This is a genomic window from Mucilaginibacter sp. (assembly GCF_039207105.1).
Lineage (GTDB): Bacteria > Bacteroidota > Bacteroidia > Sphingobacteriales > Sphingobacteriaceae > Mucilaginibacter.
On record NZ_JBCECK010000010.1, the window covers coordinates 63454 to 78640 of the forward strand.

Here is a 15187-nt window from a genome sequence, read left to right on the forward strand (position 1 = left end):
CGATTACTTATCCGAAGGATTTTTCTTTTTGTTAACCAACATCGCCACCATTTTAGCTAAACGATCCTGACGGTTTTTTTCCTGTTTGGCGGTTAGTATCCATAATACATACTCTTTTTTATGACTGTAGGCCAGTTGCTGATACCAGGCGAACGCGTCCGGCTGTTGTTCAAGAGCTATTTTTACATCAGGTGGTAGTGTGACAATTTTATTATCAACATCAATAAAAGCGCTGTATTCATTGCTTTTTACTGCTTCGTTTCTGCCGCCAGAAACTTTAACCTGGTCTATTGGCCGAAAGCGCAGAGCTGTCCATACCTCGTTAACAGCGGCAGAAGCTACCGGCCGCAAGCCGTATTTGGTAGTGGCATCCCAGCTGCCCATCATTTCCAAATCGGTTTTTATTCCTGAATTTTTCTTAGGGTAGATGATCCAGAGTATGGTATCGTCCTTCAATAAAGGTGAAATGATTTGAAGATCAGTCGCCAATGCCACACTATCGGTAACAAATAATTGGATGCCGTTAAAAGCGCCTTCCGCGTTAAAAGTTATTTCTACGTTATCTGGTAGCGGGCTTAAGCTATCAGGATAATTAGCCGGAGCGTTAAAAAGTAACCAGCGTGAATTAGGTTTTATCAGGAACTTTTTGGCAAGCACGCTCATAGTAATTGGTTAATAAAGGATATAAAAAGCGAATTTAAAACTATAAAATTAAAATGGGATGACAAGCCCGGCATATTGTAAAATAGATTTTTTATAGCTTTGCCAGACAACACCCTATTGATTTATACATGGAACATATATTGGATAACCCTGTTTGGAATGCCTTAATATCTGGCAACAAAGCGCTAGCAAATGGTGATGAAAAAGCTAAATATCTGTTACCTCAGGTGTCGCCCTTTGTAGGTACTGAAACCATAAGTGATGATAATTTTAAAGCTTTATATGTAGCCATTCCATTTGGTGGATATTTTGGGTTTGTAGCACCGCATGAGATTGTTATTCCGACACCCTGGCAGGTTGCTCAGTCATTACAGGTATTCCAAATGGTTTATGAGGGTGATATTGATCTTAAGCCGATAGAACAGGAATTTATCCCGTTGAACGAACAGCATGTACCGCAAATGCTTGCCTTAACCCAACTAACGAATCCTGGTCCTTTTGCTGAGAAAACAATAGATTACGGGCATTACTTTGGGATTTTTGACGGCGATAAACTGGTAGCTATGGCTGGTCAGCGTATGAATCCATTGCCGTATGCCGAGATCAGCGCGGTTTGTACCCATCCAGATTATCTGGGCAGGAGTTATGCCAGTAAACTGCTTTTATTCCATGTTAACAGGATAAAGGCGGCCGGGCAAATACCTTTTCTGCACGTAAAAGCTGATAATGAAAGAGCTATAAAGGTGTACGAAAAGTTGGGATTTGTGATCAGGAAAGAGATGTCTTTCTATATTATCAAAAAGGATTAAATAGCCATTTTAGCAAAAAAGTCCCAAAGTACAATACCTGCAGATACTACAATATTAAACGAGTGTTTGGTGCCAAATTGCGGTATCTCGATGCAGGTATCAATGTTTTGCATTACCTCATCACTTACCCCATTCACTTCATTGCCGAATATTAAGGCGTATTTTTCGTTTGGGGATGGGGTAAATTTATTGAGCATAGTGCTGTTTTCTGCCTGCTCAATGGCAATGATTTTATAGCCATCATTACGAAGCTGTTCAATGGCCTGTAGTGGGGTTTCGTAGTAAGTCCAGTTAACAGATTGGGTAGCGCCGAGGGCGGTTTTTTCAATCTCGCGATGAGGGGGCTGGGCGGTTATTCCGCAAAGGCATATCTGCTCAACCGCGAAACCATCAGAGGTGCGGAATATAGAGCCGATGTTGTGCATGCTGCGCACATTATCAAGCACCACAGCAACAGGTAATTTATCCTGTAATTTAAATTCATCAACCGAGGCCCGGTTCAGCTCATCTAATTTTAATTTGCGCATATCAGTAAGTCCATGGTCCATGGACTATAGACCATGGACTCAGAAGCGCAAAAGTATCAAAAAGCGTTTAATTTACGGCTACGCTTAGTAAACCAACGCCATTGCCAATTAATGAGCTGTAAACAGATGGCGCATAGCCAATTTTGTTAGTGTAGTATTCGGTTACGGCCTCGCTGTAGGCATCAAATGCATTGCCTTTAACCAGGGCAATAGCGCATCCGCCAAAACCTGCGCCAGTCATACGGGCACCTGCAACGTTAGGATTGGTTTTGCTGTATTCTACCACGGCATCTAACTCCGCGCCGCTTACTTCATAAAGATGGCATAGAGAATTGTGCGAGGCATACATTAAACGGCCAAATTCATCCAGGTTATTACCGGCCAGCGCTGCGGCCGCCAATTTTACCCTGTCATTTTCTTCAACCACGTGTTTGGCGCGTTTTAATACTACCGGGTTGGTGATCAGGTGCTGGTGTTTTTCAAAAGTAGCGGCATCAATATCACAAAGGTGATTGATTTTCAATTCCTGTTGTAACGCGGTTAATGCTTCCTGGCATTCCTGTACTCGTTCGTTATATTTTGATTCGGCCAGTTGGCGGGGTTTGTTGGTATTGATGATGGCTAATACGTACTCGCCTAAATTACTGTCAACCGCCTGATAATCCAGTGTATCGCAATTGAGCATCAGGGCTTTGTTTTTTTCGCCGAAGGTAACTGCAAACTGATCCATAATGCCGGAGTTTACGCCTATAAAATTATTCTCGACCGATTTGGAGAGTTTAACCAGATCAAGTTTGCTGTAACCTGCATTAAACAGATCGTTCAGCGCAAAAGCGGTAGCTACCTCAATTGATGCTGACGAGGACAGGCCCGAACTGATTGGGATATCGCCGTAATAAAGCATATCCAGGCCACTAAGCTCATGACCGTCTTTCAAAAAATGTTCAATTACACCAACAGGAAAGTTAAACCAGCCATTGCCGTCTTTTTCATAGTGCTGTTGTAAAGGCACTTCGTATTTATCCTCAAAATTTAAACTGCTAAAACGGAAAACACCATCTTCATTTGGCGATACCAGTAAATAAGTACCAAATGTAATGGCGCAAGGCATAACCAGGCCACCGTTATAATCAATATGTTCGCCAATTAGGTTTACGCGGCCGGGAGAAAAATAGGCGTTATCAGCCTCTTTATTGTAAAGTTTATAAAATTCCTGTTGTAGGTTATACTTCATCATTGCAGGTTTACTGTTATGGAAAAACAAATATTGCAAAAATTGTCAAGTTTACAGTTATAAATTTATTTTTAATTGTAAAAAAATCTTTACGGGATAGCCTGTTTTTTAATTTATAGTTTTACTTATAGTTAGTTGTAACAGAAAACCGGGTTTATAGCTGACGATTTAAACACTAAATACTGAAAAATGAAACAATACCTGATTACCGGATACGACTATACTGATGCTGAAGCATTACAGCGCCGAATGAACATACGCCCGCATCATTTAGATGGTGCAAAAGCGATGAAAGCGAACGGAAACTTTATAATTGGAGGAGCTATATTAAATGATGAGGGGAATATGATAGGTTCAACCATGATATTGCAGTTTGAAACCGAAGAAGAATTGGAAGCCTGGAAACAAAGCGAGCCCTATATTACCCAAGGGGTTTGGGAATCTGTGGATGTAAAGCCCTTTAAAGTGGCAGCGGTGTAACGTAAAAATAAAAAGATGTCTTTACAGTAGGGCATCCTTTTATTTTTACTGAATCAGATAGTTTTTAAGCCTGATTAAGCGCTTCCAGCTCCTGCATATCGGCAGCTGTAAGTTCAATATCTATGGTCTTCATGTTATCTTCCAGGTGTTCAACACTTGATGTACCTGGGATTAGCAAAATATTTGGCGCATAATGCAACAACCAGCTCAGTGCGATTTGGTGTATAGTGGCGTTGTGTTTATCTGCAACTTTTTGAAGTATTTGCTCACCTTTTACATTACCACCGCCCAATGGATACCAGGGTATAAAGGCAATATTGTTTTCTTTGGTGTATTGTAATTCGGCTTCCCATTTGCGGTTGTCAACGCTGTACATGTTTTGTACCGAAACCACTTCAAAAAACTCCCGGGCTTGTTTAATTTGCTCTACGTTTACTTCAGATAAGCCAATATGTTTGATCTTGCCTTCCTGCTGCGCCTTTTGTAAAAACTCAAATGTTTTTTCGGCGGGCACATTCGGGTCAATCCGGTGCAATTGGTACAAGTCAATGGTGTCCTGTTTCAGCCGCTTACGACTACCCTCAAGCGCTTCTTTTAAATGCTCAGGCGAGGCATCAACTTGCCATTGATCGGGACCGCTGCGCAGAAATCCGCCTTTGGTGCCGATCAGCAAATCTGCCGGGTAGGGGTAAAGCGCTTCAGCAATAAGTTCTTCAGATACATTGGGGCCGTAACTATCTGCGGTGTCAATAAAATTAACGCCAAGCTTAACCGCGCGTTTCAGCACCCGTATACACTCGTCTTTATCTTTTGGCGGCCCCCAAATGCCCTTGCCGGTAATACGCATAGCTCCAAAACCCAGGCGGTTTAGGGTAAAATCACCACCCAATGTAAATGTTTTTTCAAATGTTGCCATAGTTGTAATTATTGATATAATTTGAACTCAAATATGGATGCATTGTTTACCCAAATGGTAAGTTGTTTGTCATTTTGGGAAATTGTAACAATGAAATCACAGCTTCAGGATTTATGGATTTTCAACCTTTATCGCCACGCTCCTAAAATGGCTCCCATTAGTGTTAATGATACCAGGCTGTAGCCACCGTTAATAAATATCAATCGCCAGCTTTTAAGCTCAAACAAGCTCATGATAGCTATAGCGCTAAAGGTCCAAATACCAGCTAAAAAACCGGCAGTTGTACCCCAGGCGAGGTCGGTTTTGCTATCGGCTAAAAAGGCTGCCAGGTTTGCCGCCATGATAAGGGAAAATATACCCGTCATCCCGAATGAGCGTAGTTTGCTGGATGCCTTTAGATCATCAGTATTAAGCTTGTTATCAGCTATCCAGGCATTGGCAAACAATACCGGCGAATACCAGATGCCACCCACTAAAAAAGCGGAAAGCGCGGCCACAATAACTGCGGCCCAATTAATTAAGGAAGGATTCATGATGATAAGTTTTATGTGTATAATAAATATAAGGAAAAAGATCCTTACTTATTTGCACATATTACTTCACTGTATAATGCAGCACATAACGGCCTAAATTACCATCGGCATCGAGGCCTTCAATAACGGCACGATATGAACCGCGGGCATCACTGTTAAAAAAGCTGAACGATGCCACACCGTTTTTATCAGTAATGATTTTAGGGTTCCAGTAAATGGTGTTACGCAAATCGGCCCCAAGCGAGCTTGCCTTGGTTACATCATACTTAGGCATATAAAACTCCTTAGCTTTGTTATATCCCTGTATACCAAAGGTGATATCATTTTGCTTCGGAATAAGCGATTGCAACTGCGCAAGTGTTATCTTTTCTTTTTTGATGACCTTTTTATTAATAACCAATACGCCGTTTGTTTGGTTCATGCGGTTAATGCCGCTTACACCATCAGTTAAAAATATCTCAACAGATGCTACTTCGGCGCCCGATATGCTGGCCAGGAAGTTAACATCAACCGGCATGCTGCCTACATATATTTGTACAGGCACCCGTTTGCCTGCGTTATAATCGCGGGTGATGTAAAAGTTGTTATCTACAAAGGTTAAACCAAAGGCCATAGTGCTTAAGCAGTTGATCAGCAGCGGACAATCCTTCAGCTGGTCGCCGGATATTTCATGATCGGCCTGAGCTGGCAGACCTGAGAATGTGCCGAAGTCGTTATGGCTCGGTTTTTTCTCAAACTTGGTTGATTTGATGACAACTTCTTTCAACACACGTGAGTTTTGATATTGCTTACGCGCATTTTCAAGATAAGGCTGCATGGCGCTATCAATATTCACAATTTCGTCGGGCACGTTAGGGTTTTTATCTATTTTCTGATAAAGCTCGCCGTTTACGTTGATCACCAGATTTTTGCTGTTCACATTATTACGGGCGCTCAGGGATATCTTGGAGGTATCCATAACTACCACGTTTGAGAATTTGAAATTTCCGGAAGGGTCTGTAGTAGTTTCGGCCGAAAAGTTTTTGTCTGGTACCCGTAAACGGATATTGGCCTTGCCCACCGGTAATCCGGTGGTGGTTCTTAAAATTCCGGATACTTCAATGCCTGTTTCCGGTGCAACAAATATCTGAGGGAGTTTATCAGCTAATATGTCCTCGTATGAAAAACGACGGTATCCTTGTGTAAGCATCAGGATATCAAGATTGTCCTGTTTTTCCTGATCGGGCTTATTAAAGTAATAATTAGGTTTTTCGATGTATCCTTTCAGATCAGAAGTCAGGAGCAGGTTGCTCAAAATGGTTGATTCTGAATCCTCGTTAGATGGTACGCTGGTATCATCAAGCACCGCTACCGAAAAACTGCCTACTACCGGAGTGGTATTGTTTTTGGCCAGTACCGATAGATGTACGCTCTGCCTGGTGGTATATGAAGGCTTATCTGTTTTTAAGGTAAGGTTTAGCTGATCATTATGTTGTATGAATGCGATACGTTCGCACAGTGCATAGCCGCCTGATGAAAACAACGTAAATTGCACAATACCTGTAGGGAATTTGCTTTTAGGGATAGTAGCGGTGTAAACCAAATTTTGCATTACAGTTTGGGCCGCGTAATAAACCACACCACCGCTTTGGGCTACCAGGTAAAAACTTTTGTTTTGTTTGCGTTGTAAAAACAGCTCATTGGCCGATACTTTAACCGCCAGGTTATCGGCATCGGGACTTGAAAGTGATATGCCTATTCCCATAGCCTGAACACGTGGCAACCTGTAGGTAGCCTTTGATCCGTCGGGGAAGGTAACATTAGCGGTATATACTTTACCAGCTTCAGGTGATATCGCAAATATACCCATACCTAAATGCGCGGTAGTGAAATTAGCGATAACGGTGCCCTGGTCATCAGTAATGTTGCCCGTAACATCAACACCTAAACCTCTTGAATTGATGGCCTTGAAGGCGATCTTTGTACGTACACCATTGGTGAGCTGTCCGCTTTCAGGAAAAAATTGCACATCGTAACCTGTTACTGCTCCTTTCAGGGAGAATGAGTTGGAAACAGTTTTTCTATCGCCCATATCAATCGCGGTTAACAGCAGGCCCGATGTAATGTTGGCCGGGTCGTTTTCTGGTATATCAACCAATAAATGCCCTTTGTCATCGGTTTTTCCGCTGCCCTTGTTTATAGGGTCTCCATTTTTCATTAATTGCCAGTTTACCCTTTTGTTGGCGTAGGGATTATTGGATGGGTCTTTATACAATATGTCTGCATCAACCTTAACAGTGCCTTTTTTAGCCGAGCTTTTATAGGTTATGAAAGCATTAACCTGTTTATCAATGGCGTTACCCACGTTGATGGTATGGTCATAAAAATACGCCGAATCAAAATTACGCATCCAGTTGGTATACGCCCTGATACGATAGCTGCCTTGTTTATAAGTATCGCCGGTGAGGGTGATGTTGCCATTGGCAAAACCATTCCTGACAGGCAGCCTCAAATTATCCATTACAGAATCCTGGCTGTTGATAATATCTACATAAACCACACCGCTTAAGCCCGATGGCTGGTGTTTTTCAACCGTTAAATAAGCTTTAAACCAAATGGTATCGCCTACTGCATAGTAGGGCTTATCTAAATGGAGGTAAACCTTTTCAATGGGGTAACTGCTTTGAAACTTAGCGGTTTTTTGAATAACTGTACTTAATGGAATGCTATCTTGCTGTGCCGAAGCAGCAAAACCAAATGAAAACAACAGGGAAATTACGAGTAAAAATTTTCTTGATATCATTAATATAATATAAGGCAGCTAAAGGGGCTAATATAAACATTTAGGGTTGCAGCATGCAGTAAACACCTATCATTTAACACTTTTTTACAAACTGGACTTAACTTAAACCGTGCTTAATAATAGCATACCGAATGCTTTAAACGCTCAAAAATATTGCTTTTTGCTTTACCAACGGAAAGTTATCAGGCAATATGACAAATTGAAGTAAAAATAACATGATTGTTACTTTTTTAACCTACTAATGTATTTGTTCCATAATTTGTTAAAACCTATTGGTATCGCTGAGGTTTATTAAAAAGATAATAATTAAAACCAAAGGAAAATGTTAAGCATCTATTATAAAATATGGGTAGACGCGATTGCCGCCGAAAAAAATAAGAAAGGTGATGAGGGGAATTGGAAGGCATTTACCATTATACCTATGTCGATACTACAGGGCATTAACCTGTTAACTTTTTTATTTTTGCTCAGGATAATTACCCGCGGCGACGTACCGATTGTGCTTAGTTTCAATCTATTCAGAGAACGTGCGTTAAATACCTTTATAGCGGGAGCACTTACATTTTTTATACCTTTTGTAATCATCAATTATTTACTGGTATTTTATAATGAACGTTATCAATTGTTGATAAAAACATATAATGATAGTCAGGGTAAACTTTATCGCAATTATTTTTTGATAACCATTGGAGTTATAGTTGTTCCGTTGTTGCTTAAACTTGTCTTTTAAATAGACGAGTTTTAGGATGAGTTAATACTGTTAACTCACCGTATTTGGGGATTGTAGGGCGGTTAATGAATGTACATTTTTGTGTAAGTGAAAAACTGACACCCCATGACATCAAAAGAAAAACAAGAGGTACTTGCAAGGTTGGCCGCAAGCGAAACAGCCTCTTTAAGTTCAACTAATATAAACGCTACTGATTTTTCAGACGAACTTGCTGCCATGAACCGCATTCATCAGGTATTGGGCGTACCGATAACACAAACAGACAGGGTATGTCAGAATATGATCAGGCGTATTCGCGAGGCAGATCTTACATTTAATTTTACTGCGTACAAATTTTTTAACCGTATGCCAAGTGGTAAGGGCTTGTACAATAAGTTTAGTGAAAGCGGAGTAAATCAGGCTTATATTGCTATGAGAGATGAAGCGGAAGAGAAAATGTTTGACTATTCAAACAAGGGAATGAGGTCGGGAATGCAAAACATGGTTAACAGGATCAGTAATTTGGGTAGCTACTCCGGAGGCAATAATATTACTTTTGAGCCCATGTCGCGGCCCAAATACGCGGCGCTTAATTATGCCGGCCTCAGGCATGGGGCGGCTGGCCAGTGGGGTAAATCCTACGCGGTATTAAAAGAGAATTTGAAACATAACTGTACATTCATACATAGCGATTCTTTTGATTTTGGGACGCGGGCAAATACAGCCGGTATGCTGGCCAATTACCATAATCCTTACCGGCTTATTGTTAATATGTCTGAAAATATGCTTCGGGCGCTTAGTATTGCAGTAAATGGAGCAAATTTTGGCGCCGACCTGCAACCATCAGGTGTTGGCCAGACTACCTATATTGAAGCTCACGTGCATGCCGGAATCATGTTTAACCGGGATATAAAAAAGTTGTGTATATCGAATTTAGAAGTTTCGGAAGCTGAAACCAAAACAAGGGAGCTTTCAGCTAATGATAACTCATTAAGGGTGATCAATTCTCGTAAGTTAAGAGATATCTTCAGCAAGTTTGCACAAAAGTTCGGTATCCCGATTGAGTATATTTAGGAAGAAAATTTAACCCTCGTTATTTAAAAAGCCGTTTCAACAACATTTGAAGCGGCTTTTTATTAAAAATTAAAATCTAAATACCAATTTGGTTTTTGGTATAAATTCTTTTATTATTATGATAAAATTCACTATAATTGTCATGTTTAACAATTATAACCTTACAAATATCACTCATGAATCAGGAAATAAGACAAGCCTATCCCAAGGCATATCAGGAAATAGAAAAAGCCACTGCCGATTCAGGTTTTACTATGGCATCAGACGTACTAACCTGCTCCTTGCTTAAGACCCTTGCTGTAACCAAACCCGATGGCCGGTTTTTGGAACTGGGTACCGGAACAGGTTTATCAACCTCCTGGATACTGGATGGGATGGATGCGGCTTCAATGCTGGTTTCAATTGATAATGATGAACGTTTTTTAGCTATCGCTCAACAATTTTTAGGTGCCGATAATCGCCTGCAACTGGTTTGTACAGACGGAGCCGACTGGTTTGAGCAAAACAGCCATTTACAATTTGATTATATTTTTGCAGATACCTGGCATGGCAAATATTTACTGCTTAACGAAGCCTTGAACATGCTTAAACCCGGTGGTTTATATATTATTGACGACATGTTGCCCCAATCTAACTGGCCTGAGGGGCATGCCGAAAAGGCTATTAAACTGATAACAGATTTAGAAGAAAGAAAAGATCTGGTATTGGTTAAACAAAACTGGGCAACCGGAATTGTAATAGCTGCTAAAAAATAGCATAACAGTTTTGTGTGCAGGTAAACAGCTGTTAGGTATATTTGAACTGTTTATTATTAAAGCATAAGCTATGGCAGTTGAAATTGAGCGTAAGTTTTTGGTAGATCATGAAAAATGGCAGCAGTTGGCTAAACCAGAAGGTAAACATTACCGCCAGGGCTATATTTTAAGTGATAATACTAAAACTATAAGAGTAAGGGTTACTCCCGAACATGGCTATATTACTATTAAAGGGGCCACCAAGGGCATAAGCCGTAGTGAGTATGAGTATACCATTCCTGCCGCGGAAGGAGTGGAGCTGCTTGATAATTTTGCCGTATCTGAACTGGAAAAAATTCGTTATAACATCAGTTTTGAAGGCAAGATTTGGGAGGTTGACGAATTTTTAGGTCAAAACAAAGGACTGCTCATGGCCGAAATTGAGCTGGAACATGAAACAGAAACCTTTAAGTTACCCGAATGGATAACATTGGAGGTTACCGACGATAAAAGATATTACAATTCAGCCCTTTCTGTAAATCCTTACAGTAAATGGGGAACTACAAAGGGATAACCGATTGCCGCTTACGCGCTTTGTGGCAAAGCAAGCAAATAATCCGGTTCTGATTCGTCAGCAACGGTTTTAACGTATTTATTACCATCGGGGCAAACGGCTGGGATCAGACTGGTTTTATTGCCGTATTCATCAATAATATAAGCATCACCGTCAGCATCTTTTATCCAGTCATAAAGTTTTGCCCGTTCGGTAACACCTTTTACGTTGATGCGCTCATTTACCCACTCCAGTGAGTCAATAGCTATGTAAGGGTTTTCATGCAGCCTTACATCGGTTTTGATACAAAGTATACGCACTGCCATTGTTTATCTGTTTTAATTAATAAGGTTCTATAAAATTAAAACAAATAGGAATACCGTAAAATAGGTGTTTTAACCCATTTTGCAGTGCGTATTATCCCTAAAAATTAAGGAGTAGTTAAAAAATTCAATCGCTAAGAAGTTTTGGCAAGTTTTTTTAAAATCCATACCAAAGGTAACACGTGATAAGGGATAGGAATTTTACGGGTAAATAAATGCCCTGATCTAAGGCAAGAACTTAAATCAGGGCACGTATGATATTAAGACCAGCCAGTGCCTTTTTTGGCATTGCCTTTTTTAATATGTTCTTCAGCTGTTGCTTTACCCATAATGGCGGCCATCTTATTGCCAGCGCTATCTTTACCGGTTGCAATGTACCTGCCCGATTTAACGTCAATAACCGGATCGATCATTGGTACATTCTTAGTTTTTGTTTTTACTGAATACGCGGTAATACCGCTTCCTTTTTCTGTTGCCATGATAAGTTCTTTTGTTTTTTTAATGTAAACCCCATTTGTGCCGAATTGTTTCGGCGTTGTTTATAATTGGTATTATGCTGTAAACATGCATTAAAATTATTTAATTCAAAATACTTAAGGTAAATATTTTGTTAACACATCATTATTTTTTGTTGATAACGTGATTTTATTTTCTGTGCGCGTTAATAGTTGACAGCGTTTGGTTTATGTAATCGATTACATAAAACTATCTGCTTCGCGGTAAGCCTTGATCAGGGCCAGCTCACCTTCTTTCCCTTCACCGGCTGTGCCATGTTCCATGCCCATTACACCTTTGTAGCCCTTGTTGTAAATGTGTTTAAATATGTTTTTATAGTTTACTTCGCCGGTGCCGGGTTCTTTACGGCCAGGGTTATCGCCTATCTGGTAATAGCCAATTTCGTCATAAACCCAATCAAGCGTAGGTATAATATTGCCCTGGTTGCGCTGTACATGGTACATATCATACAAAATTTTGCATGATGGGCTGCCAACTGCTTTGCAAATGGCATAAGCCTGATCAGGAGTACGTAAAAACAGGTTAGGGTTGTCGCTCAGCGGTTCCATTACAATAACCAGCCCGTGGGGTTCAACTATGGCGGTTCCTTTTTTCATGGCCTCAATAACATTGGCTGTTTGTATACCCATAGGTAGGTTACGCACAAAATCGCCGGGTACAACGGTAACCAGTTTACTGTTGATGCGCTTGGCTACCTCTACGGCTTCTTTACAGCTGGCTATGAACTTATCCAGATAATCGGCCTGGCCGGTTGCCAGCATATTGGTATCATTTCCTAAACCGGGTTGTACAAAAACACCCATTGCCATACCCAATTTGGCTAATGTATCGCCAATTTTTTTCTGTTGATCTACCGGGCGCTGGGCCATACCATTATCTTCAATGGCGCGGAAGCCCCTTTCGTAGGCAAACTTTATCTGATCAATAAAATCGGCACCGGCATGGTTTTTAAACATGCCGTCATGAATACCATAATTTAAATGAAAGGGTTTGTCGCTATCTGCTAAGGTGGTTGATGTACTTGCTTTTAAAGCGCCGGAGGCGAGTATTGACGCGCCCGCGAGTACCGAGCTCTGCACAAAATTTCTGCGTTTCATATATAGGTGATTGGTTTTGAGCAAGCAAGATAATTAAAAAGTTGTGAGTTACGGGTTTGGAGCGCTGAGTTTATAGCATGTTCATTTTTACTAAGCGGGTATTACCAATTGACCGAACCCTAAAAAAATCGTATATTTGTACTACAAACGGAAATTTATAGCTATTCCCATTATAGCCCACCACTAATCAATTCTTGTTGATCAGGGTTCATTTTTATCCCCGCTGATACCGTTGCTGCCCGGAAATTAATTGATGATCCTCCTCTGCATGTGCTTCAAAACTGAACGTTAGTTCCGTTGATTGGATTTATAGGTTTATAACCGGGACAAGGCGTATTGTTTAACTAAACTTTTAATAAATATGGCTAAATCGCAAGCAACCTTCATGAAAAAACAACTCGAAAAAAATCGTCAGAAAAAGAAAGAGGATAAAGAACAACGCAAGTTGGAACGCCAGCAAAACAGTGCCGGCGGCGATTTGGAAAGCATGATGGCTTACGTTAATGAGTTTGGCGAGATCGTATCAACCCCACCCGAAAAGAAAGCTTAAGCTTTTTTTATTACAATTTATGTAGTGTGAAACTTCTGTTTACACTACATAAAAATTGTAACCTATTCCTCCGGATTTTTACAGGCAAGAGCGTGATTTCTTCGATCATTTATAACCGGATATTTTAATTTTTTGTAACTTGTTGTAAATCAGTTTTGAAATTTCATAGCAGGCTATTGAACCTTTTGATGTTTTAACTGTCATATTGAGGATTGTATTTATAACACTTACCATGAAAATAACACTATGTTTACTGTTGGCAGGAAGCTTAATGGCGTCATGCTCGGGCAATAACTCAAAAAATAAAGATACCGCAAGCGTAGGCAGTAAAGATACCTTACAGGCCACAGCATCAGACGCGCCACCTGTAAATATGCAATATTGCTTTTATCATACCGATGGCACGCAGGGGCAGGATACTACATCTGTCAGCATGCTGATAAACGAGAATAAGGTAACCGGAAAAATGAGCTGGCTGCCTAAAGAAAAAGATGCCCGCAAAGGTACTCTTGTAGGTACACTAAAGGAAAATGCCATTAAAGCCGTATGGACATACGGGCAGGAGGGGAGCACAGACACCATGACTGTTGATTTTCAGCTCAGGGGCAACGCGCTTGCTCAGAAACCTTATCAGTATGATGCCAAAACAGGCAGGCAATTCACTAATGAAAAAGCTGATTACAGCGTTATTTACAATATGAAAAATTGCGCTAATTAATGCGGGTAATTATGTTAGCTTTATAATTAATGATGAAGAAAAGAGAAACCAGTATTCTGTACCTTGTTTTAGGCGTTTATACCCTGATGATCAGCTGGTATTATAACCACTCGTTTATCCTGCTGCTTATTCACTATTTGTTTTGGCCGGTTTACCTGGTTTATGAATTGCTGATAGGCCACTTGGCAAACGGCATGTGGAAAACCATCCCGCTATCGTACTTTAATTGATAATTTGTTCTTTTTATATTAAACATCAAAGCCGGCTTATAGCCGGCTTTGATGTTTTTAAAGTATGTAATATTGACTATACTTTTTCAACCACTACCGCGGTACCGTAAGCCAGTACTTCGGTTATACCCTGCATAACCTCGTTGGCATCATAGCGCATATTGATGATACCATTAGCGCCTAAGGCCTGAGCATGTTGTATCAAAAGTTGGTAAGCCTCCTCACGGGCGTTTTCACAAAGTTCAACATATATAGAAAGTCTGCCTCCAAAAAGTGATTGAAAGCCGCCGGCAATGTTGCCAAGCGCACTTCGGCTGCGCACGGTGATACCACGCACAACCCCTAAATGTTTAACTACCCGGTAACCTTCTAAAGCGGTACTGGTTGTAATGAGTGAAGTATCCATTTGTTTTTTTATTTGATGTTGTTTATACTTTAGATGTATTGTTGAATCAATAATTACAAACAGGAGGCTTTTTATTTTGAAGAAACAGCGCGTTTACTACCGGTAAGTGCAAAGATATGAGCTCTGTACAGCAGCTTTTACTTTGAATGAGGTATTTGCCGCCACTTCAAATGTTTGGCCGTTGGTAAAAGCCTGCCAGTCCTGCTCGCCGGGGAGTAAAGCCTCTAAGCGGCCCTCTATCACGGTCATGGTTTCATGGCTCGATGTGCCAAACTCGTACTCACCTTTTTCTATTACACCAACCGTGCTGCGGCCCTGCGCGGTATCATAAGC

20 protein-coding genes are annotated in these 15187 nt (G+C 40.7%); 9 read left to right on the forward strand and 11 right to left on the reverse strand.

What is annotated here, in order from left to right; genetic code table 11:
- Positions 1–3 precede the first annotated feature (3 nt).
- Positions 4–663, reverse strand: a complete 660-nt coding sequence (locus AAGC65_RS03850; RefSeq protein ID WP_343111088.1) for a YdeI/OmpD-associated family protein — start codon at positions 661–663, stop codon at positions 4–6.
- A 128-nt stretch (positions 664–791) separates the two neighbouring features.
- Between AAGC65_RS03850 and AAGC65_RS03855 the strand changes: the two genes are divergently transcribed.
- Positions 792–1472, forward strand: coding sequence for a GNAT family N-acetyltransferase (locus tag AAGC65_RS03855; RefSeq protein ID WP_343111089.1), 681 nt, complete (start codon positions 792–794; stop codon positions 1470–1472).
- On the opposite strand, the gene AAGC65_RS03860 is transcribed toward AAGC65_RS03855, so the two are convergent.
- Positions 1469–1999, reverse strand: a complete 531-nt coding sequence (locus tag AAGC65_RS03860; protein ID WP_343111090.1) for an RNA methyltransferase — start codon at positions 1997–1999, stop codon at positions 1469–1471. The genes AAGC65_RS03855 and AAGC65_RS03860 overlap by 4 nt on opposite strands.
- 67 nt (positions 2000–2066) lie before the next feature.
- Positions 2067–3236 carry a galactokinase gene (locus tag AAGC65_RS03865; protein ID WP_343111091.1) on the reverse strand — a complete coding sequence of 390 codons (1170 nt, stop codon included), beginning with the start codon at positions 3234–3236 and terminating at the stop codon, positions 2067–2069.
- Positions 3237–3422: 186 nt separating this feature from the next.
- On the opposite strand from AAGC65_RS03865, the gene AAGC65_RS03870 reads away from it, so the two are divergent.
- On the forward strand, positions 3423–3713 hold the full coding sequence (locus AAGC65_RS03870; protein ID WP_343111092.1) for a YciI family protein: 291 nt from the start codon (positions 3423–3425) through the stop codon (positions 3711–3713).
- Between the two features lie 64 nt (positions 3714–3777).
- On the opposite strand, the gene AAGC65_RS03875 is transcribed toward AAGC65_RS03870, so the two are convergent.
- The 3 genes from AAGC65_RS03875 to AAGC65_RS03885 all read right to left on the reverse strand — a co-directional run bounded on the left by AAGC65_RS03875 (position 3778) and on the right by AAGC65_RS03885 (position 7944).
- Positions 3778–4629, reverse strand: coding sequence for an aldo/keto reductase (locus AAGC65_RS03875; RefSeq protein WP_343111093.1), 852 nt, complete (start codon positions 4627–4629; stop codon positions 3778–3780).
- Between the two features lie 128 nt (positions 4630–4757).
- Positions 4758–5162 carry a DUF1761 domain-containing protein gene (locus AAGC65_RS03880; RefSeq protein WP_343111094.1) on the reverse strand — a complete coding sequence of 135 codons (405 nt, stop codon included), beginning with the start codon at positions 5160–5162 and terminating at the stop codon, positions 4758–4760.
- Positions 5163–5223: 61 nt separating this feature from the next.
- Positions 5224–7944, reverse strand: a complete 2721-nt coding sequence (locus AAGC65_RS03885; RefSeq protein WP_343111095.1) for a carboxypeptidase regulatory-like domain-containing protein — start codon at positions 7942–7944, stop codon at positions 5224–5226.
- A 322-nt stretch (positions 7945–8266) separates the two neighbouring features.
- On the opposite strand from AAGC65_RS03885, the gene AAGC65_RS03890 reads away from it, so the two are divergent.
- The 4 genes from AAGC65_RS03890 (at position 8267) to AAGC65_RS03905 (ending at position 11035) form a co-directional block, all read left to right on the forward strand.
- Positions 8267–8674, forward strand: a complete 408-nt coding sequence (locus tag AAGC65_RS03890) for a hypothetical protein (RefSeq protein ID WP_343111096.1) — start codon at positions 8267–8269, stop codon at positions 8672–8674.
- Between the two features lie 105 nt (positions 8675–8779).
- Positions 8780–9727: a DUF3626 domain-containing protein gene (locus AAGC65_RS03895; RefSeq protein WP_343111097.1), complete on the forward strand. Its 948-nt coding sequence runs from the start codon at positions 8780–8782 to the stop codon at positions 9725–9727.
- A 176-nt stretch (positions 9728–9903) separates the two neighbouring features.
- Positions 9904–10482, forward strand: coding sequence for a class I SAM-dependent methyltransferase (locus tag AAGC65_RS03900; protein WP_343111098.1), 579 nt, complete (start codon positions 9904–9906; stop codon positions 10480–10482).
- Between the two features lie 70 nt (positions 10483–10552).
- The gene (locus tag AAGC65_RS03905; RefSeq protein ID WP_343111099.1) at positions 10553–11035 is read left to right on the forward strand and encodes a CYTH domain-containing protein; all 483 of its coding nucleotides are present in this window, start codon (positions 10553–10555) and stop codon (positions 11033–11035) included.
- 11 nt (positions 11036–11046) lie between these two features.
- Here AAGC65_RS03905 and AAGC65_RS03910 read toward each other — a convergent pair whose 3' ends face one another.
- The 3 genes from AAGC65_RS03910 to AAGC65_RS03920 form a co-directional block, all read right to left on the reverse strand.
- Positions 11047–11340 carry a DUF3892 domain-containing protein gene (locus tag AAGC65_RS03910; protein WP_343111100.1) on the reverse strand — a complete coding sequence of 98 codons (294 nt, stop codon included), beginning with the start codon at positions 11338–11340 and terminating at the stop codon, positions 11047–11049.
- A 257-nt stretch (positions 11341–11597) separates the two neighbouring features.
- Positions 11598–11816, reverse strand: coding sequence for a hypothetical protein (locus tag AAGC65_RS03915; protein ID WP_343111101.1), 219 nt, complete (start codon positions 11814–11816; stop codon positions 11598–11600).
- A gap of 216 nt (positions 11817–12032) precedes the next feature.
- Entirely contained in the window at positions 12033–12950 is a 918-nt protein-coding gene (locus AAGC65_RS03920; RefSeq protein ID WP_343111102.1) for a TIM barrel protein, read from the reverse strand.
- Between the two features lie 361 nt (positions 12951–13311).
- Between AAGC65_RS03920 and AAGC65_RS03925 the strand changes: the two genes are divergently transcribed.
- From AAGC65_RS03925 to AAGC65_RS03935, 3 genes are all read left to right on the forward strand, one after another.
- Complete coding sequence (locus AAGC65_RS03925; protein WP_343111103.1) at positions 13312–13500, forward strand: hypothetical protein; 189 nt, start codon at positions 13312–13314, stop codon at positions 13498–13500.
- Between the two features lie 232 nt (positions 13501–13732).
- Positions 13733–14218 carry a hypothetical protein gene (locus AAGC65_RS03930; protein ID WP_343111104.1) on the forward strand — a complete coding sequence of 162 codons (486 nt, stop codon included), beginning with the start codon at positions 13733–13735 and terminating at the stop codon, positions 14216–14218.
- Between the two features lie 29 nt (positions 14219–14247).
- Complete coding sequence (locus AAGC65_RS03935; protein ID WP_343111105.1) at positions 14248–14448, forward strand: hypothetical protein; 201 nt, start codon at positions 14248–14250, stop codon at positions 14446–14448.
- A 76-nt stretch (positions 14449–14524) separates the two neighbouring features.
- On the opposite strand, the gene AAGC65_RS03940 is transcribed toward AAGC65_RS03935, so the two are convergent.
- Together AAGC65_RS03940 and AAGC65_RS03945 are read right to left on the reverse strand one after the other, a co-directional pair.
- On the reverse strand, positions 14525–14854 hold the full coding sequence (locus AAGC65_RS03940) for a YbjQ family protein (RefSeq protein ID WP_343111106.1): 330 nt from the start codon (positions 14852–14854) through the stop codon (positions 14525–14527).
- 96 nt (positions 14855–14950) lie between these two features.
- Positions 14951–15187: pyrimidine/purine nucleoside phosphorylase (locus tag AAGC65_RS03945; protein WP_343111107.1), on the reverse strand; the 237-nt coding region annotated here is incomplete at its 5' end.